The sequence below is a fragment of the Streptomyces sp. BK208 genome, assembly GCF_004364245.1.
Taxonomy (GTDB): Bacteria; Actinomycetota; Actinomycetes; order Streptomycetales; family Streptomycetaceae; genus Streptomyces.
In genome coordinates, this window is the sequence record NZ_SOAV01000004.1 from 376,514 (window position 1) to 400,263 (window position 23,750).

Consider the following 23,750-nt stretch of genomic DNA (forward strand, 5'->3'; position numbering starts at 1 on the left):
AAGCATGCCTCTCACCTGGTGCTTCGAGATTCATTCGACAATCCGGGTGCGCACAGTCTTGTCAGGAACATGAACCACTCCTACAGTCCTCAATCAACCGGTAAGTGGGAGCGCTCCCATCAGTGGGGAGTTGGGAGCGCTCCCGCACCGGCCCCTCCCTCCCCCGCACCCTCCCGGAGAGGCCCCCCATGCGAACGTTACGGCCCCGAGTCCGCGTCCCCCGCGGCCTCTCAGGCGCCCTCGGCGCGGCCTGCGCGACCTTCGCCCTCGTCGCGTCACTCGTGACCACCGCGGCACCGGCCCAGGCGGACACCACACTCTGCGAGCCCTTCGGGACGACCACCGTCCAGGGGCGGTACATCGTCCAGAACAACCGCTGGGGCTCCAGCGCCACCCAGTGCGTCACCGCCACCGACACCGGCTTCCGGGTCACCCAGGCGGACGGCTCGACGCCGACCAACGGGGCGCCGAAGTCGTATCCCTCGATCTTCAACGGCTGCCACTACACGGCCTGTTCGCCGGGTACCAAGCTCCCCGCCCGGGTCGACACCATCTCCTCGGCGCCGTCCAGCATCTCGTACAGCTTCGTCGGCAACGCGGTCTACAACGCCTCGTACGACATCTGGCTGGACCCGACCCCCCGTACCGACGGGGTGAACCGGACCGAGATCATGATCTGGTTCAACCGGGTGGGCCCGATCCAGCCCATCGGCTCGCCGGTGGGGACGGCCACCGTCGGCGGGCGGACCTGGGAGGTGTGGAGCGGCGGCAACGGCTCCAACGACGTGCTGTCGTTCGTGGCCCCGTCGGCGATCAGCAGCTGGAGCTTCGACGTCAAGGACTTCGTGCGGGAGACGGTCGCGCGCGGACTCGCCGCGAACGACTGGTACCTGACGAGCGTTCAGGCAGGGTTCGAACCCTGGCAGAACGGTGCCGGGCTGGCCGTGAACTCCTTCTCCTCCAGCGTCGAGACCGGCGGCGCACCGGGCGGCGACCCCGACCCCGGGAATCCGGGCGGCACGTCGGCGTGCGCGGTGTCGTACGGCACGAACGTCTGGCAGGGCGGTTTCACCGCGGACGTGAAGGTCACCAACACCGGTACCGCCCCCGTCGACGGCTGGCGGCTCGCCTTCACACTGCCCTCCGGCCAGCGGATCGCCAACGCCTGGAACGCGTCCGTCACGCCCTCCACGGGCAGCGTCACGGCGACCGGGGCGAGTCACAACGCCCGCATCGCCCCCGGCGGCAGCCTGTCGTTCGGCTTCCAGGGCACCTACGACGGCACCTTCGCCAAGCCGGCCGGATTCCGCCTGAACGACGTCGCCTGCACCACGGCGTAGCAGTCACACACCCACCGTCTCCTCGCCCGTCCGGTCGATGCGCCCGCCCCGGACGGGCGAGGGTTCCATCGCGACTCGATCTTGTCATGAACTGATCATTACTCTGCTCATCCATGGACCGGAACCAGGAGATCCCTATGGTTCGACGCACCAGATTCCTGTCTCTAGCGGCGGTACTGGCCACCCTGCTCGGCGCGCTCGGCAGCGCCCTTCTGCTCGGGCAGGGCCGGGCCGAGGCGCACGGCGTGGCGATGATGCCCGGCTCCCGCACCTACCTGTGCCAGCTGGACGCCAAGACCGGCACCGGCGCCCTCGACCCGACGAACCCGGCGTGCCAGGCCGCGCTCGACCAGAGCGGGGCGACGGCGCTGTACAACTGGTTCGCCGTACTCGACTCCAACGCGGGTGGCCGCGGCGCCGGTTACGTGCCGGACGGCAGCCTGTGCAGCGCGGGCGACCGCTCCCCGTACGACTTCTCCGCCTACAACGCGCCCCGTGGTGACTGGCCCCGCACGCACCTGACTTCGGGGGCGACGATCCCGGTGCAGTACAGCAACTGGGCCGCCCACCCGGGGTCCTTCCGGGTGTACCTGACCAAGCCGGGCTGGTCGCCCACGTCCGAGCTGGGCTGGGACGACCTGGAGCTGATCCAGACGAAGACCAACCCGCCCCAGCAGGGCTCGCCGGGCACCGACGGGGGCCACTACTACTGGGACCTCGCGCTTCCCTCGGGCCGCTCGGGCAACGCGCTGATCTTCATGCAGTGGGTGCGTTCCGACAGCCAGGAGAACTTCTTCTCCTGCTCGGACGTCGTCTTCGACGGCGGCAACGGGGAGGTCACCGGCATCCGCGGTTCCGGCAGCACCCCGGACCCGGACCCGACCGACCCGACCGACCCGACCGACCCGCCGACCCACAGCGGGTCCTGCATGGCCGTGTACTCCGTGGAGAACTCCTGGAGCGGCGGCTTCCAGGGCTCGGTCACGGTGATGAACCACGGGACCGAGCCGCTGAACGGCTGGGCGGTGCGGTGGCAGCCGGGCAACGGAACGACGCTCGGCGGAGTGTGGAACGGCTCGGCGTCCAAGGGCAGCGACGGCGCGGTCACGGTCCGGAACGTGGACCACAACCGGGTCGTACCACCGGACGGGAGCGTGACCTTCGGCTTCACCGCGACGTCGACGGGCAACAACTTCCCGGCCGACTCGATCGGCTGCGTCACTCCCTGAGGAGCTGAGGAGCTGAGGAGCTGGGGAGCTGGGGAGCGCAGGTCCTGAGTCCCTGAGGGAACCGAGGAGCCCCTCCGACCTCACGTGCCGGTTAAGAATCGCTCAACCCCTGGTTGCGAGGCGGTGATAGGGCGACGATAGGGCCATGACTCTGGCCCAGCGCGCCTTTGAGCGGCTGCACGCCTGGCCGGACCTGACCTCAGGTCCGGCCAGTTGCCGAACCGGACGGGCGCTGCGCTCCGTCCGTGACGAGATCGTCCACTTCCACTCGGACCGGGACGTGGACCTCCACCTCACCCACCGGGCCATCCAGCGCTTCCAGTACGACCTCGGCGGGTCCACCGCCATCCGCCTGGTGCCCAACTCCCGCTGGGTGACCGTGCACCTGGACTGCGACGCGGACGTCGACCTGCTGCTGAGCCTGACGAGCATCGCCCTCAAGGCCCATCAGTCCCGGCCCCCGGCCGACCTCGCCACGGCGGCCCCCGGGAGTTCCGGGCACTCGGCGCCCCCGGGGTGCAATTTCCACCGGGTCACGGTGCTTCCGCGCTCCGTGGCCGGGGAAGCCTGAGGCCGGCCGCGGCGAGGACCGCGCCCAGCACGCAGAGGGTGCCGGTGACGATCACGGCCACGTGGACGCCGTTCATGAACGCCTGCCCGCTGCCCTCCACCACGGCGGCCCGCAACCCGGCCGGCAGGTCGCCGGAGACGGGTGCCACGCCCATCGCCACGGCGTCCTCGGCCTCTCCGAGACGGTCGGCCACGGCCGGCGTCACGCCCGCCTCGATCAGCTCGCCGGTGAGGGTCGCCCCGACCCGGGCGCTGATCAGGGAGACCAGCACCGACGTGCCCAGCGCGCCGCCGATCTGCAGGGTCGTCGCCTGGAGGCCGCCCGCCACGCCGCCGTCGCGGACGGGGGCGTTGCCCACGATGGCGTCGGAGGAGGCGGACATCACCATGCCGACGCCGAGGCCGAGCGCGATGAACGGCGGCCACATCGTGGCGTAGGAGGAGTCGGTCTGCCAGGTGAGCATGCCGAAGCAGGATGCCGCCTGGAGCAGCATGCCCAGCGGCATGGTCAGCCGGGGGCCGAACCGCTGGGTCAGGGCCGCGCCCAGGGGTGAGGCCACCAGCGAGGCGAGGCTGAGCGGGAGCGTCCGCACTCCGGCCTCGACCGGCGTGAAGCCGCGCACGTTCTGCAGGTACAGCATGACGAAGAAGATCACACCGAGCATGACGAAGAAGTTCAGCGCGGTGACGATCGCCCCGATGGTCAGCGCGCGGCTGCGGAACAGCCGCATCGGCAGCAACGGGTGCTCCACGCGCATCTCGTACCGGCCGAACACGAGCAGGAGTACGAGGCCGGCGGCGACGGCACCGAGGGTGCCCGCGGAGGTCCAGCCCCAGGTCTCGCCCTTGACGACGCCGAAGACGACGGCCAGGAGGCCGAGGGCGAGCAGGACGAGGCCGGGTATGTCGAACCGTTCCCGGCCGCCCGCGTTGCGGCTCTCCGGGAGGACGAGGGCGCCGAAGACGACGGCGGCGACTCCGATGGGGGCGTTGATGTAGAAGACCGACTCCCAGTCGACGTGCTCCACGAGGAGGCCGCCGACGATGGGGCCGAGAGCCGTCGCGACGGCGGAGACCATGGCCCAGATGCCCACCGCCATGGCGAACTTCTTCGGCGGGAAGACGGAGCGGAGCAGTCCGAGGGTGTTGGGCATCAGCAGTCCGCCGAAGGCGCCCTGGAGGGCCCGGAAGGCGACCACGCCCTCGATCGAACCGGACAGGCCGATGGCGACCGAGGCGAGGGTGAAGCCCGCGACGCCCGCCAGGTAGTAGGTGCGGCGGCCGAAGCGGTCACCGAGCTTGCCGCCCAGGATGAGGGTGGCGGCGAGGGCGAGCAGATAGGCGTTGGTCACCCACTGGAGCTGGGCGGTGGACGCGTGCAGGTCGCCGCCGATCTCGGGGTTGGCGATGGCGACGACGGAGCCGTCGAGCTGGACCATGAACAGTCCGAACGCGACGGCGAGGAGGGTCAGCCACGGATTGGCCCGCGGACGGCCGGCCGTCCCCGGGGCGGGGGCGGGGGCGGTCTCGGCCGCGGGCATGGCGGAGTGATCCACAGACGTGGACGGCATGAAGGAGCCTTCTCTTCCTGATGCGGGGGCACCGCAGCGAGGCGTGCTGCGGGAAGGGGTGCTGCCGGAAGGGGTGCTGCCGGAAGGGGTGATACGGGGGGAGGGAGCGGCGCACCGCGAGGGGCGGGCCCGTGGGTCAGCGAACGCCGGGGTGGAGGTGCCGCGTCAACGCGTCGAGGGCGTCCAGGGCGGAGCCCAGCGCGCCCTGCTGGCCCTCGGTGAGGGAGGTCAGGGCGTGGCGGATGAACGCGGTCTCCAGCTCCCGCACCTCGGAGAGCCGCTCACGGGCCGTGGCCGTGAGGTGGAGGTGGGCGACCCGCTTGTCGGCGCTGTCCCGCCGGCGCTCCAGGTCACCCTGTTCGGTGAGCTGGGAGACCAGCGCGCTGACGTTGTTCGGCTTCATCAGCAGGGACTCGGCGGCCTCGCGCACCGTGGCGCCCTCGTGCTGGGCGACGAACCGCAGCAGGGCGAGATGGCCCTCGGGGGGCTTGGGGTGCGGGTACCGGGCGGCGACCTGCCGGTCCAGCGCCCGGTGCAGCGCGGGAAGGCACGCCGCGAGGCCGGAGGCCACGTGGTCGATGTCCCGGCGCCGGGTGCTGGATTCGGTCACCCGCGGATAATAAGTATGGAACTATAGGTATGTCAAAAGACATATGCGAGAGGGGCACGTCGAGAGAGGTACGCCGAAAGGGGCACTGCCGCGCAACGCACTCGCAACCTTCCCCGTGGTGCCATACGCGCCATGGGCGACACATACGAGGAGATCCCCCGCGTCGAGCTGACCCCTGAGGCGGCCCTGCTGCTGCGACGGCTGAGCGAGGCGCACGGCCCGCTGATGTTCCACCAGTCCGGCGGCTGCTGCGACGGCAGCGCACCCATGTGCTATCCGGCCGGCGAGTTCCGCACCGGCGCCTCGGACGTCCTGCTCGGCGAACTGGCCGTGGACGGCGTCGCGCAGCCGGTGGAGTTCTGGATGTCGCGCAGCCAGTACGAGGGGTGGCGTCACACCCGGCTGACGGTGGACGTCGTCCCGGGCCGGGGCAGCGGCTTCTCACTGGAGGCACCCGAGGGGGTGCGCTTCCTCATCCGCTCCCGGGTGATCGACGGCTGAGACACCGGGGACCCGGGTCACCGGGTCACGGTCTGAGGCTGCTCACGATGTCCGCCGTCGCCGTCAGACCGCTGCTGATGGTCGGGGCGATGCTCGTACTCGCCAGGTAGAAGCCGAGCAGCAGGCACACCAGCGCGTGCGAGACCTTCAGCCCGCCGTTGCGCAGGAAGAGCACCGCCAGGATGAACAGCAAGAGCACCACAGAGATGGAAATGGCCATCGTCAACCTCCTCCGCCACGTCCACTTCGCGGCGTTCGGCCGTAAGTGTGGCGTAGCGGACGGTTCGTCCGGGCAGCTGACCTGTCCGCCGAACGAGTGGTGTTCCGGTGCCGCCCCTACCGGTCCCGGCGGGCGTCGAGGAAGGCCTCCAGGCCCGCCAGGTCGTCGGTGTTGAGATGGTCGACCCCGGCGGCGAGCAGTTCGCCCCACACGGCGTCCCGCGCGGGCCCGGCCACGTCGGGCGTGGCCCAGAAACGCACCCGCTGCCCGCGCGCGTGGGCCGCTTCGGTGATCTCCCGCAGCCTGCGCCGCTCGGCGGCCGGGAAGGCGCCCACGCCCTGCCAGGTGAAGTTGAGCGTCCAGTTGTCGCTGATGAGCGGGACGAAGGAGGCCGGTGCGGCGGTGCCCAGGTCGGTGAGACGGCCGTCGTAGAAGGCGCGGCGGGTGCGCTGGGCCGCCATGGGCGCGCGGGCGGCCCGGTCGCCGGAGACCACCGCGGTGACCGCGCCCGGGCGGACCCGTCCGTGGACACAGGACGTGAACAGGTGCGGGTAGCGGCGCAGTCGGCGGTCGAGTTCGAGGTACGTCGACGCGCCTTCGGTCTTGATGTCGATCAGGAGTTGCAGGGAGCCTGCCTCCCGCGGGTACACCCGGCCGTGGCCAGCGCGGACGCGGGCGGCGAGCGGGTCGAGGTACAGGGACTCCAGGGTGCGGGAGGGGTCGAGGTCCTCGGGGTCGTGGGCGACGAGGAGTTGACCGTCGACCAGGTAGATGTCGGCCTCGACGCTGCCGAAGCGGTGGTCGAGGGCGTCGAGGAGAGGGCGGGGGTGCTCGTAGTCGTTGTGGGCGTGCGCGCGCCACAACGGGCGCGGTCCGTGCCTGCCTTCGGACGCCAGCGCGGTGCCGGCGGGCAGGGCGACCGCGCCCGCGAGGGCGGCGCCGAGGGTGGTGAGGGCTCTGCGTCGGGTGGTGCCGGCCATGCTCTGCCTCCCTGGAGGTGCCGTACGGGACCCCAGTGAGTATGGGTGCCCGGTGGCCTCGGGAGCAGAGCCCTGCGGGGAGTTGGCCGGACCGCCGCCGGTCGTTCACTCGGACCTACGCGGCGTCCGGACGGCACGCCAGGGCCCCTCTCGGGTCCCGGGCGGCACGCCAGCACCCCTTCGGGACCCGGACGGCACGCCAGCCCCCCTCGGCCAGCCCCCCTCGGGACCCGGACGGCACGCGCCAGACCCCTCAGGGCCCGAACGGCACGCGCCAGACCCGACCCGGACGGCACGCGCCAGGCCCCCCTCGGGTCCCGGAAGGACGCGTCAGGGCGCTCGCAGGTCGACCAGTTCGGCCAGGGCCGTGCGGTGGGTGCCCGCCGCCCCGTAGGCGATCGAGTCGGCCTTGGCCCGCTTGAGGTACAGGTGGACGGGGTGCTCCCAGGTCATGCCGAGCCCGCCGTGCAGTTGCAGCGCCTCCTCGGCGGCGTGGACGGCGACCTGGGCCGCGTACGCCTGCGCCACGGCGACGGCCACGTCGGTGTCCTCGCCGGTCGCCAGGGCGTCGGCGGCGCTCCGGGCGGCGGCGCGCAGGCCGGCCACCTCCAGCCACAGCCGGGCGAGCCGGTGCTTGAGCGCCTGGAAGCCGCCGACCTGCCGGTTGAACTGCTTGCGTTCCTTGAGGTAGCGGACCGTCTCGGTCAGCAGCCAGTCGGCGAGGCCCAGTTGTTCGGAGGCCAGCAGCCCGGCACCGGCACGCAGGGCCCGGCGCACGGCGGGCTCCGCGTCGCCGATCCGGCGCCCGGGCGCCCCGTCGAAGGTCACCCGTGCCACCGGGCGGGTGGCGTCGAGCGACACCTGCGGGGCGAGACTCGCGTCGGCCGTGGCGACCGCGTAAAGGCCTCCGTCATTCGCCGGCACCAGCAGCACGTCGGCGAAGGACGCGTCGGCGATCCCCGTCAACTCCCCGTGCAGCGTGCCGCCTTCGAGCCGTACGTGCGGCACGGCGCCGCCCGGTGCGACGTGCAGCCCGACGGCGAGCGCGGCCACGGTCGTGGCGGCCGCCAGCTCGGTGAGCAGGTCGTCGGCCCCGCAGGCCAGCAGCGCCTCGGTGGCGACGACGGCGCTCGTCAGGTACGGCACCGGTGCGACCGCGCGCCCCAACTCCTCCAGAACCACGGCGGCTTCCCGGTGCGTGGCGCCCTGCCCGCCCAGTTCCTCGGGGACCAGCAGGCCCGCAAGGCCCATCGAGCCGGCGAGGGTCTTCCACAGCGTCAGGTCGTGCGGGGCGGCCGATTCGGTGCGCGTGATGACGCCCGCCGGGTCGCAGTGGTCGGTGAGCAGGTCCCGGACGGCGGCACGCAGCGCCTCTTCCTCCTCGGAGTAGAGGAGAGCGGGTTCCGGCTGTGCGCTCATCGGGCGAGGTCCTTCCATGCGACGTCCTTGTCGGTGCGCGGTTCGGCGGGCAGACCGAGGACGCGCTCGGCGACGATGTTCAGCAGGACCTCGCTGGTCCCGCCCTCGATGCTGTTGCCCTTGGACCGCAGGTAGCGGTATCCGGCGTCGCGGCCGGTGAAGTCGACCAGCTCGGGGCGGCGCATGGTCCAGTCGTCGTAGAGCAGGCCCTCCTCGCCGAGGAGTTCGACCTCCAGGCCGCTGATCTCCTGGTTGAGGCGGGCGAAGTTCAGCTTCATGCCGGCACCCTCGGGGCCGGGCTGGCCCGCCACCAGCTGCTGGCGCAGGCGCACGCCGGTGAGGCGGGCGACCTCTGCCTCTACCCACAGCCCGAGCAGTCGCTGGTGCAGGTCGTGGGAGCGCAGTTCGGGACGCTCCCGCCAGGTCGCGGCGATCTTGCCGATCATGCCGCCCTCGCGGGGGATCGGGGTGCCGCCGATGGCGACCCGCTCGTTGTTGAGCGTGGTCTGCGCGACCCGCCAGCCGTCGCCGACCTCGCCGAGACGGCGGGAGTCGGGGATGCGGACGTCGGTGAGGAAGACCTCGTTGAACTCGGCCTCGCCGGTGATCTGGCGCAGCGGCCGCACGTCGACGCCGGGGTCGGTCATGTCGCACACGAAGTAGGTGATGCCCCGGTGCTTGGGCACCTCCGGGTCGGTGCGGGCGATGAGGATGGCCCAGCGGGCGAGGTGCGCGCTGGAGGTCCACACCTTCTGCCCGTTGACGATCCAGTCCCCTCCGTCGTCCCGCACCGCGCGGGTGCCGAGGGCGGCCAGGTCGGACCCGGCGCCCGGCTCGCTGAAGAGCTGGCACCAGACCTCCTCCCCGGTCCACAGGGGCCGCAGCAGCCGGTGCTTCTGCTCGTCGGTGCCGTACTGGAGGATGGTGGGGGCGGCCATGCCGAGGCCGATGCCGATGCGCCGCGGGTCGTTGTCGGGGGCGCCCTCCGCCGCCAGCTCGGCGTCCACGACGGCCTGGAGGGAGCGGGGGGCACCGAGTCCGCCGAGGCCCTCCGGGTAGTGCACCCAGGCGAGTCCCGCGTCGAAGCGGGCCCGCAGGAAGTCCAGGCGTTCGGTGGTCGCCGGCGGATGGGCGGCCAGCAGCTCCCGGGTACGGCGGCGCAGTTCCGCTGCGTCCGTCATGCGGTGGCTCCCTTGTCCAGGTTCTCCGGGACGACGGCCACGCGGCCGGTCGTCCTTCCGTCGGCGACGCGCTGTACGGCGTCGGCGGCACCGGCGAGCGGCACCCGCTCGCTCACCAGCGGCTTGATCGCGCCCCGCGCGGCCAGCTCGGTGAGCTGCTCGTGGCAGTGCCGGACCAGCTCCGGGTTCTTGGTGTTGTACAGGCCCCAGTGCAGGCCGAGGATCGCGTAGTTCTTGACCAGCGCGTGGTTCAGCGCGGGGCTGGGGATCGTGCCGCTCGCGAAGCCGACGACGACGATCCGGCCCTCGAAGGCGACGGCCTTGGCGGACTGGGCGTAGGCCTGGCCGCCGACGGGGTCGTAGATCACGTCGGCACCCCGGCCGCCGGTGGCCTCCTTCACCGCGGCGACGACGTCCTCTCCGTGCCGGTCGACGACCGTGTCGCAGCCCAGCTCACGGGCGACGGCCGCCTTGTCCGGGCCGCCGACGACGCCGATGACGGTGGCGCCGGCCGCCTTGCCGAGCTGTACGGCGGCGCTCCCGACGCCTCCCGCGGCGGCGTGGACGAGCAGGGTCTCGCCGGCCTCGAGGCGGGCCCGGCGGTGCAGGCCGAACCAGCCGGTCTGGTAGCCGATGTGCAGGGCGGCGGCCTCGGCGTCGTCCAGCGCGTCGGGCGCGGGCAGCAGGGCGCGTGCGTCCGCGAGGGCGCACTCGGCGAAGCCGCCGTGCGGCAGCACTGGGTTGGCGATGACGCGGCGGCCGTCCTCGGTCTCGCCGCAGATCTCCACGCCGGGCGTGAACGGCAGCGGCGGCCTGACCTGGTACTGACCCCGGCAGAGCAGGGCGTCCGGGAAGTTGATGTTCGCGGCGCGGACCCTCAGCAGGACCTGGCCCTCGCCGGGTGTCGGCGGCGCCACGTCCGCGAGGCGCATCACCTCGCCCGGCTCGCCGTTCTCGTGCACCTGCCATGCCTGCATGCGGGGCCTCCACCGACTGCGTCGTCCGACCGGGTCCTTCGCATACTAAGCGGTCGCTTGCCGTTCAGGGAACAGCTTCCACGGCAGTCGTGCGTCACGGCCGTCAGGACCGCTTGGGCCGCGCCCGCACGTGCATCCGCTCCCCCTGCGGGCCGAAGAGGCTGAGGAACTCGACCGGCCCCTCCCCCGCCGACCCGAACCAGTGCGGCACCCGGGTGTCGAACTCGGCGGCCTCCCCCGGCGCCAGCACCACGTCGTGCCGGCCGAGCACGAGCCGCAGCCTGCCGGAGAGGACGTACAGCCACTCGTACCCCTCGTGGGTACGCGGGTCCGGCTCCTCCTCGCTTCGGGGTATCAGCACCTTGAACGCCTGGAGTCCGCCCGCCTGGCGGGTGAGCGGCCAGTGGGTGCGGCCGTGACGCGTGATCGGCTCGGCGTGCACCCGGGGGTCGCGGACCGGCGGAGCGCCGACCAGCTCGTCCAGCGGCACCTGGTGCGCCTGGGCGATCGGCAGCAGGAGTTCGAGGCTCGGTTTCCGCAGCCCCGACTCCAGCCGCGACAGGGTGCTCACCGAGATACCCGTGGCCCCGGAGAGGGCCGCCAGGGTCACCTCCCGCTCCTTGCGGAGCTGGCGGAGCCGGGGTCCGACACCGGCGAGGACATCGTCTGCGGTCATGGGGATATTGCAGAATCGGCAACTCTGTTTGTCAATTCCGGGGTCCAGGAGCGACCTTCTGTCGTGGAGGTGGTCACCATGACCCAGCACAGCACCACGACCGAGAGCAGCGACCCGACCGGCCGGTACGACGTGATCGTCGTCGGCGGCGGCGCGGCCGGACTCTCCGCAGCGCTCCTCCTGGGCCGCTCGCGGCTGCGCACCCTGGTCGTCGACGCCGGTGAACCGCGCAACGCGCCCTCGGCCCACATGCAGGGGTACCTGACCCGGGACGGCATGTCCCCCGCCGAGTTCCTTGCCCTCGGCCGGGAGGAGATCGCCCGTTACGGGGTGGAGCTGGTCCGCGACCGCGCCGTGGACGTCGCGCGCGGCGCGGACTTCGCGGTGGAACTGGCGGGCGGGGCCACGGTGCGCTCCCGGAGGCTGATCGTCACCACCGGGCTGAGGGACGAGCTGCCGCCCGTGCCGGGGGTCGCCGAACGGTACGGCCGGGACGTGCTGCACTGCCCGTTCTGCCACGGCTGGGAGGTGCGGGACGAACGCTTCGGCGTCCTGGCCACCAGCCCGCTCAGCGTGCACCAGGCCCTGATGGTGTCCGGCTGGTCGGACGACGTGACGCTCTTCCTGCACACGGTCGCCGAGCGCGAGCTGTCCGACGACGACCTGCGCCGGCTCGCCGCGGCCGGGGTCAAGGTGGTGCCGGGCGAGGTCGCCGGGCTGCGGGTCGAGGACGACCGGCTCACCGGGGTCCGGCTGGCGGACGGCACGGTGCACGAGCGCACGGTGCTGTTCGTCGCCCCGAAGGCGCTTCCGCAGACCGGTCTGATGGAGCGGCTGGGGGCGGAGCTGCAGGAGACCCCGTTCGGCGCCTACCCCGTGGTCGATCCGACGGGCCGCACGAGCGTGCCGGGCGTGTGGACGGCCGGCAACGCGATGGGCTTCGCCGAGCAGGTCGTCCACGCGGCGAGCGGCGGCTACCGGGCGGCGACGGCGATCGTCGGCGACCTGATCATGTCGGACCTGGACGCGGCCGTCGGGGAGTGAGGGCACGGCCGAGCACCCGGAGGGGGCGTTCGCCGCCTCGCGCGGAACGCGCGGGGTGTACGACCGGCCACTGAGGTGCACCCTGTTGGCATGTTGCTTGCCCGGTTGGCCCAGGTGTCCCGGGAGGTCGCCGCCACGTCGGCGCGGTCCCGGAAGACCGTCCTGCTCGCGGAGCTGTTCCGCGAGGCGGAGGCGGAGGACGTGCCGGTCGTCATCCCGTACCTGGCGGGACGGCTCCCGCAGGGCCGGATCGGCGTCGGCTGGAAGGTGCTGGGCCGCCCGGTCCCGCCCGCCGGCGCCCCGACCCTGACCGTACGCGACGTGGACGCTCGCCTGACCCGGCTGGGCGCGGTCTCGGGCGCCGGTGCGCAGGCCGAGCGGACCCGGCAGGTCGGCGAGCTGATGGGCGCGGCGACCGAGGAGGAGCAGCGCTTCCTGATCGGACTGCTCACCGGGGAGGTGCGCCAGGGCGCCCTGGACGCGGCCGCCGTCGAGGGCCTGGCAGCGGCGACGGGGGCGCCCCCGGCGGACGTGCGACGCGCGGTGATGCTGGCCGGCTCGCTCCAGACGGTGGCCGAGGCACTGCTGGCGGACGGCCCCGGCGCCCTGGCGGCCTTCCGGCTCACCGTCGGCCGGCCGGTGCTGCCGATGCTGGCGCACAGCGCGTCCTCGGTCGCCGAGGCGGTCGGCAAGCTGGGCACGGCGGCCGTGGAGGAGAAGCTGGACGGCATCCGCGTCCAGGTGCACCGGGACGGCGGCACCGTGCGGGTCTACACCCGCACCCTGGACGACATCACCGACCGGCTCCCCGAGGTCACCGGGGCGGCCCTGGCGCTTCCCGGGGAGCGGTTCGTCCTGGACGGCGAGGCGATCTCCCTCGACGCCGACGGACGCCCCCGCTCCTTCCAGGAGACGGCCGGCCGGATCGGTTCCCGTACGGACGTCGCCACGGCGGCGCGGGCGCTCCCGGTCTCCGCGGTCTTCTTCGACGTCCTGTCCGTCGACGGCCGCGACCTGCTCGACCTACCCCTGACCGAACGGCACGCGGAGCTGGCCCGGCTGGTCCCCGAGCCGCTGCGGGTACGGCGCACGCTGGTGCACGACGCCGGGGACACCGGGGCGGCGGAGGAGTTCCTGGCCCGGACGCTGGAGCGCGGACACGAGGGCGTCGTCGTCAAGGGACTCGACGCCGCCTACAGCGCGGGCCGGCGCGGCGCCTCCTGGCTGAAGGTGAAACCCGTCCACACCCTCGACCTGGTGGTGCTGGCCGCCGAGTGGGGTCACGGGCGCCGCACCGGCAGGCTGTCCAACCTCCATCTGGGCGCCCGCACCGCCGACGGTTCGTTCGCGATGCTCGGCAAGACCTTCAAGGGCATGACCGACGCGCTGCTGGCCTGGCAGACCGAGCGCCTCCAGGAGCTGGCCGTCGAGGAGCACGGCTGGGGCGTGACCGTACGCCCCGAGCTCGTCGTGGAGATCGCCTACGACGGCCTCCAGCGTTCCACCCGCTACCCGGCCGGCGTCACCCTGCGCTTCGCCCGCGTGGTCCGCTACCGCGAGGACAAGCGCCCCGGGGACGCGGACACCGTGGAGACGCTGCTCGCCGCGCACCCCGGGGTGGCACCGTGAGGCGCAGCGCGGGCCTGCTGCTGCACCGGCGCGGTCCCGGCGGGGAGCTCCAGGTGCTTCTCGGCCACATGGGCGGGCCGTTCTACACCCGGCGCGACGCGGGGGCCTGGACGGTCCCCAAGGGCGAGTACGACCCGGCGGAGCCCGCGTGGGAGGCGGCGCGGCGGGAGTTCGAGGAGGAGCTGGGGCTGCCCCCGCCCGAGGGCGAGGCCGTGCCGCTCGGCGAGGTGCGGCAGGCGGGCGGGAAGGTCGTCACCGTGTGGGCCGTCGAGGCGGACCTCGATCCGGCGGCGGTCCTGCCCGGCACCTTCACCATGGAGTGGCCGCCGAGGTCGGGGCGGACCGCGGAGTTCCCGGAGCTGGACCGGGTGGCGTGGTTCGCCCTGGACGCGGCCCGCGAGGTGATCGTGAAGGCGCAGGCCGCGTTTCTCGACCGTCTGACGGAGCACTCGCACTGACGAGACACCACGAGCAACACCGCGGCCCGTCCCCGTTGCGGCGCCCCGCGCCGCGCGCCAAGGTCGAGGCACGCACGCACCCAGGGAGGTCGGCCATGCCCATCGCGACGGTGAACCCGGCGAACGGCGAGACGCTCAGGACGTACGAGGCCATGGGCGAGGAGGAGATCGAGCGCCGGATCGAGCTCGCGGAGGCCACCTTCCGCACGTACCGCACCACGGGGTTCTACGAGCGGGCCGGGCTGATGCGCCGGGCCGCCGACCTCCTGGAGGCCGACCAGAAGGAGATCGGCAGGCTCATCACCACGGAGATGGGCAAGCCGGTCAAGCAGGCCCGCGCCGAGGCGGTCAAGTGTGCCAAGACGATGCGCTGGTACGCCGACCACGCGGCGGAGCTGCTGGCCGACGAGGAGCCCTCGGAGGCCGACGTGAAGGACTCCGGCGCCTCCCGGGCCCTGGTCCGCTACCGGCCGCTCGGTCCGGTGCTCGCGGTGATGCCGTGGAACTTCCCGCTCTGGCAGGTGATCCGCTTCGCCGCGCCCGCGCTGATGGCGGGCAACGTGGGACTGCTCAAGCACGCCTCGAACGTGCCGCAGACCGCCCTCTACCTGGAGGACCTGTTCCACCGGGCGGGCTTCCCCGAGGGCTGTTTCCAGACCCTCCTCATCGGATCCGCCGCAGTCGACGACCTCCTGCGCGACGAGCGGGTGCGGGCCGCCACCCTCACCGGCAGCGAGCCGGCCGGCCGCGCGGTGGCCTCCACCGCCGGAGAGATGATCAAGAAGACGGTGCTGGAGCTGGGCGGCAGCGATCCCTTCGTCGTCATGCCGTCCGCCGACATCGACCGGGCGGCCGCGGTGGCGGTGACCGCGCGCACGCAGAACGCGGGGCAGTCGTGCATCGCCGCCAAGCGGTTCATCGTGCACACGGACGTGTACGACGCTTTCGCCGAGCGCTTCGCCGAGGGCATGCGGGCGCTGAGGGTCGGCGACCCGATGGACGAGGAGACCGAGGTCGGCCCGCTCTCCAGCGAGCAGGGTGTCAACGACCTGGTGGAGCTGGTCGACGACGCCGTGCGCGGCGGCGCGACGGTGCTGTGCGGTGGTGAACGCCCGGACGGTCCCGGCTGGTACTACCCGCCGACCGTGCTGGCGGACGTCACCCGTGAGATGCGCATCCACCGCGAGGAGGCCTTCGGGCCGGTCGCCACGCTCTACCGGGCGGCGGACCTGGACGAAGCGGTGCTGATCGCCAACGACACGGACTTCGGGCTCAGTTCCAACGTGTGGACGCGCGACGACGCCGACGTGGACCGCTTCGTGCGGGACCTGGAGGCCGGCGGTGTGTACGTCAACGGGATGACGGCGTCCCATCCGGCGTTCCCGTTCGGCGGGGTCAAGCGGTCGGGGTACGGGCGTGAGCTGTCCGGGCACGGTATCCGCGAGTTCTGCAACATCACCACCGTATGGCACGGAGCGTGAGGCTTCCGCGACTACGATCCCCATTGTGAACCGCGAAGTGACCCTGCCTCTGATCGTCGACGACCGCGGCACGCTCCAGGTCGCCGCGTCCGACGTGAGCAAGCTGCTGCGCACGGTGGGCGGGCGGTGGCTGCGGCTGGTGGAGACGGGCGAGGAGAGTCTGGACGAGGACACCGTCGCGGCCCTCACCATCGAGCTGGCCAAACTGGCCGACCGGATCGACGTGGCCTGCATCGCCCACAGCAGCGGCCCCTCCTCCTGACACAGGCGGTGCACCCCGGGAGGGGTGCACCGCCTTGCCGGGCGGGCGCCGCGTCACGGACCGGGGCCGGCGCTCAGCGGATCGGCATCCCGGCCAGCGTCCGCGCGATCACCAGCCGCTGGATCTCACTCGTACCCTCGAAGATCGTGTAGATCGCGGAGTCGCGGTGCATCCGCTCCACCGGGTACTCCCGGGTGTAGCCGTTGCCGCCCAGGATCTGGATCGCCTGGGCGGTCACCTTCTTCGCGGTCTCGCTCGCGAACAGCTTGGACATCGACCCCTCGGCCGCCGTGAACGGCTTGCCGTTGATCGCCATCCAGGACGCCCGCCACACCAGCAGCCGCGCCGCGTCGATGGACGTCCGCATGTCCGCGAGCTGGAAGGCGACGCCCTGGTTGTCGATGATCGGCCGCCCGAACTGCTCGCGGGTCTGGGCGTACTCCAGCGCCACCTCGTACGCGGCCCGGGCCGTGCCCACCGCCATCGCGCCGACGGCGGGGCGGGACGCCTCGAAGGTGGCCATCGCCGCGTTCTTCACGCGCTCGCCGCCCTTCCTGGCCTTCTCCCGGGCGCGGGCGAGGCGGGCGTCCAGCTTCTCCTTGCCGCCGAGCAGGCAGGAACCGGGCACCCGCACGCCGTCGAGGACGACCTCGGCGGTGTGCGAGGCGCGGATGCCGTGCTTCTTGAACTTCTGGCCCTGGGACAGCCCCGGCGTGTTCGGCGGCACGATGAAGGAGGCGTGGCCCTTGGAGCCCAGGTCCGGGTCGACGACCGCGACGACGACGTGGACGTTGGCGATGCCGCCGTTGGTCGCCCAGGTCTTGGTGCCGTTGAGCACCCACTCGCCCTTGGCCTCGTCGTAGACGGCGCGGGTGCGCATGGACGCCACGTCGGAGCCGGCGTCGGGCTCGGAGGAGCAGAAGGCGGCGACCTTCACGTCGTTGGCGTCGCCGTACATCTGCGGGATCCAGGTGCCGATCTGCTCCTCGGTGCCGTTGGCGAGCACGCCCACGGCGGCCAGGCCGGTGCCGACGATCGACAGGGCGATGCCCGCGTCGCCCCAGAACAGCTCCTCCATCGCCATGGGGATGCCGAGGCCGGTGGAGTCGAAGTACTGCTGGGCGTAGAAGTCGAGGGAGTAGATGCCGACCTTGGCGGCCTCCTGGATGACCGGCCAGGGAGTCTCCTCGCGCTCGTCCCATTCGGCGGCCGCGGGACGGATGACGTCGGCCGCGAAGCCGTGCAGCCAGTCCCGGACCTCCTTCTGTTCGTCGCTCAGCTCCATGGTGAACTCGGCCATGTCCCCTCCAGTGACGCCCGTGCATGTTACTTGCGGTAACCCCGAGTGTGTTACCGACGGGTAGGAAAAGTCAACTCCCCGGACCCCCTCGCCCTCCCGTTCGATGTGCCGCGCCCCGTGAGTGTTAGTTTGCGCAGGCGTCACCGAAACAGCACGGGTGGGGAGAAGTACATGGACACCACGCAGCGGGCCGATCAGCAGACGTCCGCCGACCGCAGACGGCGCGAGCTCCTCGAGGCCGCCGACCGGGTGGTGCTGCGCGACGGTCCGCAGGCCTCGATGAACGCCATCGCCGCCGAGGCGGGCATCACCAAGCCCATCCTGTACCGCCACTTCGGCGACAAGGGCGGACTCTACGCCGCCCTCGCCGTCCGGCACACGGACGCCCTGCTCGCCTCGTTGCGGGCCGCCCTGGACGCCCCGGCGGAGCGCCGGCAGCGCGTCGAGTCGACCCTGGACACCTATCTGGCGGCCATCGAGGCCCGCCCGCAGGTGTACCGCTTCCTGATGCATCCGGCGGAGGGCGCCGGCGCTCCGGGCGACCAGTCGGAACAGGGCTTCGACGTCGGCAGGCACTCGGCGCCGCTGCTGCGCCGCATGGGCGAGGAGCTGGCCCAGGTCATCGAGGAGCGCCTCGACGTCGGACCGGGCACTCAGCAGCTGGCCCGGGTCTGGGGGCACGGGATCGTCGGCATGATGCACGCCGCCGGGGACTGGTGGCTGGGCGAACGGCCCTGCCCCCGGGAAGAACTGGTCCGCAGCCTGGCCGACCTGCTGTGGGGCCGCCTCGCCGCGGCCGGCGACAAGGCGGGCGGCCCCGGCTTCTGACCGCCCGGACCGCCGCTCCGAGGAGCCTCACCGGCCGGGTCCGCTCAGCGGTGCCAGGACGCCCGCTCCACCTGGCGCATCAGCTTCCGGTGGCGCCGGCCGGTCAGGCGATCGGCGTAGACCCGCCCCTCCAGGTGATCGCACTCGTGCTGGAGGCACCGCGCGAAGAACCCCGTGCCGCGCACGGTGACCGGCTCGCCCCGCACCGTGAGGCCCGTCACGACCGCCTCGTCGTGCCGCTCGGTCCCCGCCTCCAGACCCGGCAGGGACAGACAGCCCTCGGGACCGCGCACCACCACCCCGCCGGTCTCCACCAGCCGCGGGTTCACCACGTGCCCGAGGTGCCGCTCCTCCTCGTCGTCCGGGCAGTCGAACACGAAGACGCGCAGCGCCCGGCCGATCTGGTTCGCGGCCAGGCCGACGCCGTGGGCGGCGTACATGGTCGCGAACAAGTCCTCCACGAGCGCCGCGAGTTCCGGGCCGAAGTCCGTCACCTCCGCGCCGGGAGCGTGCAGGACGGGGTCGCCGAGGAGGCTGAGGGGACGGACGCGCCCGTGGGCGCCCGGGATGGGGCCTTGTCGCATGGCGGTCAGAGTAAGGTCCCAGTGTCCGCCGGCGGCACGCGCCCACCGCCGGAACCCGGTGGCCGGTGCCGCGATTCGGGAGTGCGAATGGATCTCGATAGGCTGAGGTCCACACCACGTGGCCGTCAGGCTTCACAGGCTTCAGGCGCGGCGCGTACGGCAAGGAGGATCGAGAACTGATGGCAGGCAACTCGGACCCGCTCACGCCGCGGGCCAAGATCGCCGTGACCGCGGGCAAGGCGGTCGCGGCGGCATCGCGCGCCGCGGGGCGCGGCAGCGGTTCGGTGATCGGCGGCCGCGTCGCGCTGAAACTCGACCCCGACCTCCTCCACCGGCTCGCCCAGCACCTGGACGTGACCCTGGTCTCGGCGACCAACGGCAAGACCACCACCACCCGGCTCATCGCCGAGGCGCTCAAGGCGGCCGGACCGGTCGTCTCCAACGCGCTCGGTGCCAACATGCCGGCCGGCATCACCTCGGCCCTCGCGGGCGGCGCGGACTCCCGCTACGGGGTCATCGAGGTCGACGAGAAGTACCTCGTCGGCGTCGCCCAGGCCACCGACCCGAAGTGCATCGCGCTGCTCAACCTCTCCCGCGACCAGCTGGACCGCGCCGCCGAGACCCGCATGCTCGCGGAGAACTGGCGCGAGGGTCTGGCCGGTTCGAAGGCCGTGATCGTCGCCAACGCCGACGACCCGCTGGTGGTGTGGGCCGCCTCCTCCTCCCCCAACGTGATCTGGGTCGCCGCCGGGCAGATGTGGAAGGACGACGCCTGGTCCTGCCCGTCCTGCGGCGGCGTGATGCAGCGCCCCGGCGACGACTGGTTCTGCGGCGAGTGCGGCTTCCGCCGCCCGACGCCGAGCTGGGCGCTGTCCGGCGACCACGTCCTGGACCCGCACGGTTCCGCCTGGCCGATCCACCTCCAGCTGCCGGGCCGCGCCAACAAGGCCAACGCCGCCTCGTCGGCCGCGGTCGCCGCCGTCTTCGGGGTGCCGCCGCAGGTCGCCCTGGAGCGCATGTACCAGGTGCAGGCGGTCGCCGGCCGTTACGACGTGGTCCAGTTCCAGGGCCGTGACCTGCGTCTGCTGCTCGCCAAGAACCCGGCGGGCTGGCTGGAGACCTTCTCCCTGATCGACCCGCCGCCGGCCCCGGTGATCCTCTCGGTGAACGCGCGCGGCGCCGACGGCACGGACACCTCCTGGCTGTGGGACGTGGACTACACCCGGCTGTCCGGCCATCCGATCTGCGTGGTCGGCGACCGGAAGCTGGACCTCGCGGTGCGCCTGGAGGTCGCGAACCAGCAGTTCCAGGTGTGCGAGGACCTCGACCAGGCGGTGCAGCTGTGCCCGCCGGGACGCATCGAGGTCATCGCGAACTACACCGCCTTCCAGGACCTGCGCCGCCGCGTCGGCAACTGACCGCGTAACTTCAGGGGACTCTCGTGAGCGACAACCAACTGCGGATCGTCTGGATCTACCCGGACCTGCTCAGCACCTACGGCGACCAGGGCAACGCCCTGGTCGTGGAGCGCCGGGCCCGTCAGCGCGGCCTCGACGTGGCGCGGCTCGACGTGCGCAGCGACCAGCCGATCCCGACCTCCGGCGACATCTACCTGGTCGGCGGCGGCGAGGACCGCCCGCAGCGGCTCGCGGCCGAGCGGCTGCGCCGTGACGGCGGCCTGCACCGGGCGGTGGCGAACGGCGCCATCGTCTTCTCCGTCTGCGCCGGCTACCAGATCCTGGGCCACGAATTCATCAACGACCTCGGACAGCGCGAGCCCGGCCTCGGCCTGCTCGACGTGGTCTCGACCCGGGGCGAGGGCGCGCGGTGCGTCGGCGACGTCCTCGGCGACATCGACCCGCGGCTCGGTCTGCCGCCGCTGACCGGCTTCGAGAACCACCAGGGCGTCACCCACCTCGGCCCCACCGCCCGCCCGCTCGCCCAGGTCCGCTTCGGCAACGGCAACGGCACGGGGGACGGCACCGAGGGCGCGTACAACGACACGGTGTTCGGTACGTACATGCACGGCCCGGTGCTGGCGCGGAACCCGCAGATCGCGGACCTGCTGCTCAAGCTGGCCCTGGACGTGAACGCGCTGCCGCCGACGGACGACCGCTGGTACGAGGCGCTCCGCAACGAGCGCATCGCGGCCGCGCAGCAGCCCGCGTAGGTACGGCCGCGCGGCAGCCCGCGTAGGTACGGCCGCGCGGCAGCCCGCGTACGCCGGCCGTCGCGCGGCGACCTGCGTGACGCTCCCCGCCCCGGCCCTTCTGATGGCGCGTCCGCACAGGTGAGCGGGCTCGTCCAGTAGGCGGACGCACGGTTCGGTCCCGCCCCCCGTTGCCGCTAGGGTGGCGGGGATCGAGCCGGACAGCGCGGTCCGGACCCGTGCCACGTTGAGAAGGTATTTCGGGCTATGCGCATTGGTGTCCTCACGTCCGGCGGCGATTGCCCCGGCCTGAACGCCGTCATCCGGTCCGTCGTGCACCGTGCCGTCGTCGACCACGGCGACGAGGTCATCGGTTTCCGGGACGGCTGGAAGGGCCTCCTGGAGTGCGACTACCTCAAGCTCGACCTCGACGCGGTCGGCGGCATCCTGGCCCGCGGCGGCACCATCCTCGGCTCGTCCCGGGTCCGTCCCGAGCACCTGCGGGACGGTGTCGAGCGGGCCCGCGGCCACGTCGAGGAACTCGGCCTGGACGCGATCATCCCGATCGGCGGCGAGGGCACGCTGAAGGCGGCCCGGCTGCTGTCCGACAACGGCCTGCCGATCGTCGGCGTGCCGAAGACCATCGACAACGACATAGCGGTCACCGACGTCACGTTCGGCTTCGACACCGCAGTGACCGTCGCCACCGAGGCCCTGGACCGGCTGAAGACCACCGCCGAGTCCCACCAGCGGGTGCTGATCGTCGAGGTCATGGGCCGCCACACCGGATGGATCGCGCTGCACTCGGGCATGGCGGCGGGCGCGCACGCCGTCGTCGTCCCGGAGCGGCCCTTCGACATCGACGAGCTGACGGCGAAGGTCGGCGAGCGGTTCTCCGCGGGCAAGCGGTTCGCGATCGTGGTGGCCGCGGAGGGTGCCAAGCCGAGGGCCGGGTCCATGGACTTCGACGAGGGCGGCAAGGACGTCTACGGCCACGAGCGCTTCGCCGGGATCGCCCGCCAGCTCTCCATCGAGCTGGAGGAGCGGCTCGGCAAGGAGGCCCGGCCGGTGATCCTCGGACACGTCCAGCGCGGCGGCACGCCGACGGCGTACGACCGGGTGCTGGCGACGCGGTTCGGGTGGCACGCGGTGGAGGCGGTGCACCGCGGGGAGTTCGGGAAGATGACGGCCCTGCGCGGGACGGACATCCAGATGGTGCCGCTGGCCGAGGCGGTGGAGTCGTTGAAGACGGTGCCGGACGCGCGGTACGCGGAGGCGGAGTGTGTTCTCTGACCTGCCGGTCGGAGCTCGGGCCTTGAGGTGATGCGCGGCCTGCGGGCCGTTTGCGGTTCGTCGCGCCCACGCGGCGGCGCCGCAGATCGGTACAGCCCCGCGCCGCTGACGGGGCGCTGTGCCGCCCCCGGTTGAGAATGCTGCCGGGGGCGGTTCTACGCTTGCTTCGGACAAGCGGCGTGCAACCGCGCTCAACCCCCACGAAACAGGAGCCGGCGGATGGATCACAGCGGGCACGGCATGACGATGGATCTGCCGCCGTTCACGCTGGGGCGAGGGCTCGCCTGGTCGGCGGACCCGTTCTTCCTGATCGCCTGCCTCGTGGGGCTGGCGCTCTACGGCTGGGGTGTCGCCCGCCTGGTGCGGCGCGGTGACAAGTGGCCGGTCGGGCGCACCGTGGCCTTCGTCGCCGGCGTGCTGAGCGTCGCCCTGATGATGTGCACCAAGCTGAACGACTACGGCATGGTCATGTTCAGCGTGCACATGGTCCAGCACATGGTGATCAGCATGGTGTCGCCGATCCTGCTGCTGCTGGGCGCCCCGATCACGCTGGCGCTGCGCGCGCTGCCCCCGGCGGGCCGTGGCCGCAAGGGGCCCCGTGAACTGCTGCTGATGCTGCTGCACAGCCGGTACATGCGGATCATCACCCATCCGGCGTTCACCATCCCGCTGTTCATCGCGAGCCTGTACGCGCTGTACTTCACCCCGCTCTTCGACACCCTGATGGGCTCCCAGGCCGGGCACATCGGGATGATGGTGCACTTCCTCGCCGTCGGTGTGGTGTTCTTCTGGCCGATCATGGGCGTGGACCCGGGACCGCACCGGCCGGGCTACCTGATGCGGATGCTGGAGCTGTTCGCGGGCATGCCGTTCCACGCGTTCTTCGGCATCGCGCTGATGATGGCCTCCTCGCCGATGGTCGGCACGTTCGAGAACCCGCCCGCCTCACTCGGTATCGACGCGCTCTCCGACCAGAACGCGGCCGGCGGCATCGCCTGGGCCTTCAGCGAGGTCCCGTCGGTGCTCGTGCTGCTCGCCCTGCTGTTCCAGTGGTACGCCTCGGAGGAGCGCCAGGCCCGGCGCAGCGACCGGGCCGCCGACCGCGACGGCGACAAGGAGCTCGCGGCGTACAACGCCTACCTGGCCTCGCTGAACACCCGGGGCGGCTGACCCCGCGACGGCACGCATCTCGTCGTCCGCACCCCTTCGGAGCCGGAACCGGGGCACCATAGGAGGAGCGGACCACGAGGAGGGTGTTGCGATGCCCGGTTCCACGGACAGTTCGACGAAGACGATGGGAGCGCTCACCATCGGCGGGCTCGTCGCGGTGACGGCCTACACGGTGGCGCTCGGAAGCAACGGCTGGCTGTGGTTCGGCTGGGTCGTGCTCGGTCTGATCACTGTGGGGCTGGTGGCCACGCGCAGCGCCTGAGCCCCTCGCGGGGCGC

25 protein-coding genes are annotated in these 23,750 nt (G+C 72.3%); 15 read left to right on the top strand and 10 right to left on the bottom strand.

What is annotated here, in order from left to right:
• The first annotated feature begins 188 nt into the window (after nt 1–188).
• From EV562_RS12705 to EV562_RS12715, 3 genes are all read left to right on the top strand, one after another.
• The gene (locus EV562_RS12705) at nt 189–1,340 is read left to right on the top strand and encodes a cellulose binding domain-containing protein (protein ID WP_133886881.1); all 1,152 of its coding nucleotides are present in this window, start codon (nt 189–191) and stop codon (nt 1,338–1,340) included.
• Between the two features lie 137 nt (nt 1,341–1,477).
• Nucleotides 1,478–2,569 carry a lytic polysaccharide monooxygenase gene (locus tag EV562_RS12710; RefSeq protein WP_133886882.1) on the top strand — a complete coding sequence of 364 codons (1,092 nt, stop codon included), beginning with the start codon at nt 1,478–1,480 and terminating at the stop codon, nt 2,567–2,569.
• A gap of 145 nt (nt 2,570–2,714) precedes the next feature.
• Complete coding sequence (locus tag EV562_RS12715) at nt 2,715–3,140, top strand: luciferase family protein (RefSeq protein ID WP_133886883.1); 426 nt, start codon at nt 2,715–2,717, stop codon at nt 3,138–3,140.
• On the opposite strand, the gene EV562_RS12720 is transcribed toward EV562_RS12715, so the two are convergent.
• Together EV562_RS12720 and EV562_RS12725 are read right to left on the bottom strand one after the other, a co-directional pair.
• Nucleotides 3,103–4,710 carry an MFS transporter gene (locus EV562_RS12720; RefSeq protein ID WP_133886884.1) on the bottom strand — a complete coding sequence of 536 codons (1,608 nt, stop codon included), beginning with the start codon at nt 4,708–4,710 and terminating at the stop codon, nt 3,103–3,105. The two genes, EV562_RS12715 and EV562_RS12720, sit on opposite strands and share 38 nt — an antisense overlap.
• A gap of 136 nt (nt 4,711–4,846) precedes the next feature.
• A complete protein-coding gene (locus tag EV562_RS12725; protein ID WP_133886885.1) occupies nt 4,847–5,320 on the bottom strand; it encodes a MarR family winged helix-turn-helix transcriptional regulator in 474 nt (157 codons plus the stop codon).
• 132 nt (nt 5,321–5,452) lie between these two features.
• Here EV562_RS12725 and EV562_RS12730 point away from each other — a divergent pair, with 132 nt between their 5' ends.
• The gene (locus EV562_RS12730; RefSeq protein WP_133886886.1) at nt 5,453–5,821 is read left to right on the top strand and encodes a DUF779 domain-containing protein; all 369 of its coding nucleotides are present in this window, start codon (nt 5,453–5,455) and stop codon (nt 5,819–5,821) included.
• A gap of 25 nt (nt 5,822–5,846) precedes the next feature.
• Here the strand turns inward: EV562_RS12730 and EV562_RS12735 are convergent, their stop codons facing one another.
• The 6 genes from EV562_RS12735 to EV562_RS12760 all read right to left on the bottom strand — a co-directional run bounded on the left by EV562_RS12735 (nt 5,847) and on the right by EV562_RS12760 (nt 11,274).
• Nucleotides 5,847–6,041 carry a hypothetical protein gene (locus EV562_RS12735; protein WP_133886887.1) on the bottom strand — a complete coding sequence of 65 codons (195 nt, stop codon included), beginning with the start codon at nt 6,039–6,041 and terminating at the stop codon, nt 5,847–5,849.
• A 116-nt stretch (nt 6,042–6,157) separates the two neighbouring features.
• Entirely contained in the window at nt 6,158–7,021 is an 864-nt protein-coding gene (locus EV562_RS12740) for a phosphatidylinositol-specific phospholipase C/glycerophosphodiester phosphodiesterase family protein (protein ID WP_133886888.1), read from the bottom strand.
• A 330-nt stretch (nt 7,022–7,351) separates the two neighbouring features.
• On the bottom strand, nt 7,352–8,440 hold the full coding sequence (locus EV562_RS12745; protein WP_133886889.1) for an acyl-CoA dehydrogenase family protein: 1,089 nt from the start codon (nt 8,438–8,440) through the stop codon (nt 7,352–7,354).
• Nucleotides 8,437–9,621 carry an acyl-CoA dehydrogenase family protein gene (locus tag EV562_RS12750; RefSeq protein WP_133886890.1) on the bottom strand — a complete coding sequence of 395 codons (1,185 nt, stop codon included), beginning with the start codon at nt 9,619–9,621 and terminating at the stop codon, nt 8,437–8,439. The genes EV562_RS12745 and EV562_RS12750 overlap by 4 nt, the downstream gene beginning before the upstream one ends.
• Nucleotides 9,618–10,598 (bottom strand): NADPH:quinone oxidoreductase family protein, encoded by a 981-nt coding sequence (locus tag EV562_RS12755; RefSeq protein ID WP_133886891.1) that lies wholly within the window; start codon nt 10,596–10,598, stop codon nt 9,618–9,620. The genes EV562_RS12750 and EV562_RS12755 overlap by 4 nt, the downstream gene beginning before the upstream one ends.
• A 103-nt stretch (nt 10,599–10,701) precedes the next feature.
• A complete protein-coding gene (locus EV562_RS12760) occupies nt 10,702–11,274 on the bottom strand; it encodes an XRE family transcriptional regulator (protein WP_133886892.1) in 573 nt (190 codons plus the stop codon).
• Between the two features lie 78 nt (nt 11,275–11,352).
• Here EV562_RS12760 and EV562_RS12765 point away from each other — a divergent pair, with 78 nt between their 5' ends.
• The 5 genes from EV562_RS12765 (at nt 11,353) to EV562_RS12785 (ending at nt 16,148) form a co-directional block, all read left to right on the top strand.
• The gene (locus EV562_RS12765; protein WP_133886893.1) at nt 11,353–12,318 is read left to right on the top strand and encodes an NAD(P)/FAD-dependent oxidoreductase; all 966 of its coding nucleotides are present in this window, start codon (nt 11,353–11,355) and stop codon (nt 12,316–12,318) included.
• 90 nt (nt 12,319–12,408) lie between these two features.
• The gene (locus tag EV562_RS12770; RefSeq protein WP_133886894.1) at nt 12,409–13,947 is read left to right on the top strand and encodes an ATP-dependent DNA ligase; all 1,539 of its coding nucleotides are present in this window, start codon (nt 12,409–12,411) and stop codon (nt 13,945–13,947) included.
• Nucleotides 13,944–14,405, top strand: a complete 462-nt coding sequence (locus tag EV562_RS12775) for an NUDIX domain-containing protein (protein ID WP_133886895.1) — start codon at nt 13,944–13,946, stop codon at nt 14,403–14,405. Before EV562_RS12770 ends, EV562_RS12775 begins: the two co-directional genes overlap by 4 nt.
• 95 nt (nt 14,406–14,500) lie before the next feature.
• The gene (locus EV562_RS12780; protein ID WP_133886896.1) at nt 14,501–15,886 is read left to right on the top strand and encodes an NADP-dependent succinic semialdehyde dehydrogenase; all 1,386 of its coding nucleotides are present in this window, start codon (nt 14,501–14,503) and stop codon (nt 15,884–15,886) included.
• A gap of 25 nt (nt 15,887–15,911) precedes the next feature.
• A complete protein-coding gene (locus tag EV562_RS12785; RefSeq protein WP_003977626.1) occupies nt 15,912–16,148 on the top strand; it encodes a DUF6213 family protein in 237 nt (78 codons plus the stop codon).
• A gap of 73 nt (nt 16,149–16,221) precedes the next feature.
• Here EV562_RS12785 and EV562_RS12790 read toward each other — a convergent pair whose 3' ends face one another.
• Nucleotides 16,222–17,448: an acyl-CoA dehydrogenase family protein gene (locus tag EV562_RS12790; RefSeq protein WP_133886897.1), complete on the bottom strand. Its 1,227-nt coding sequence runs from the start codon at nt 17,446–17,448 to the stop codon at nt 16,222–16,224.
• A gap of 171 nt (nt 17,449–17,619) precedes the next feature.
• Between EV562_RS12790 and EV562_RS12795 the strand changes: the two genes are divergently transcribed.
• Nucleotides 17,620–18,276, top strand: coding sequence for a TetR family transcriptional regulator (locus EV562_RS12795; RefSeq protein ID WP_133886898.1), 657 nt, complete (start codon nt 17,620–17,622; stop codon nt 18,274–18,276).
• Between the two features lie 44 nt (nt 18,277–18,320).
• On the opposite strand, the gene def is transcribed toward EV562_RS12795, so the two are convergent.
• Nucleotides 18,321–18,860, bottom strand: a complete 540-nt coding sequence (gene def, locus EV562_RS12800; protein ID WP_133886899.1) for a peptide deformylase — start codon at nt 18,858–18,860, stop codon at nt 18,321–18,323.
• A gap of 179 nt (nt 18,861–19,039) precedes the next feature.
• Between def and EV562_RS12805 the strand changes: the two genes are divergently transcribed.
• The 5 genes from EV562_RS12805 (at nt 19,040) to EV562_RS12825 (ending at nt 23,734) form a co-directional block, all read left to right on the top strand.
• The gene (locus tag EV562_RS12805) at nt 19,040–20,278 is read left to right on the top strand and encodes a MurT ligase domain-containing protein (protein WP_133886900.1); all 1,239 of its coding nucleotides are present in this window, start codon (nt 19,040–19,042) and stop codon (nt 20,276–20,278) included.
• 23 nt (nt 20,279–20,301) lie between these two features.
• A complete protein-coding gene (locus EV562_RS12810) occupies nt 20,302–21,030 on the top strand; it encodes a glutamine amidotransferase (RefSeq protein WP_133886901.1) in 729 nt (242 codons plus the stop codon).
• Nucleotides 21,031–21,276: 246 nt separating this feature from the next.
• Complete coding sequence (locus EV562_RS12815) at nt 21,277–22,302, top strand: 6-phosphofructokinase (RefSeq protein WP_133886902.1); 1,026 nt, start codon at nt 21,277–21,279, stop codon at nt 22,300–22,302.
• Nucleotides 22,303–22,521: 219 nt separating this feature from the next.
• Nucleotides 22,522–23,472, top strand: coding sequence for a cytochrome c oxidase assembly protein (locus EV562_RS12820; RefSeq protein ID WP_133886903.1), 951 nt, complete (start codon nt 22,522–22,524; stop codon nt 23,470–23,472).
• A gap of 91 nt (nt 23,473–23,563) precedes the next feature.
• The gene (locus EV562_RS12825; RefSeq protein WP_166661743.1) at nt 23,564–23,734 is read left to right on the top strand and encodes a hypothetical protein; all 171 of its coding nucleotides are present in this window, start codon (nt 23,564–23,566) and stop codon (nt 23,732–23,734) included.
• Nucleotides 23,735–23,750 lie beyond the last annotated feature (16 nt).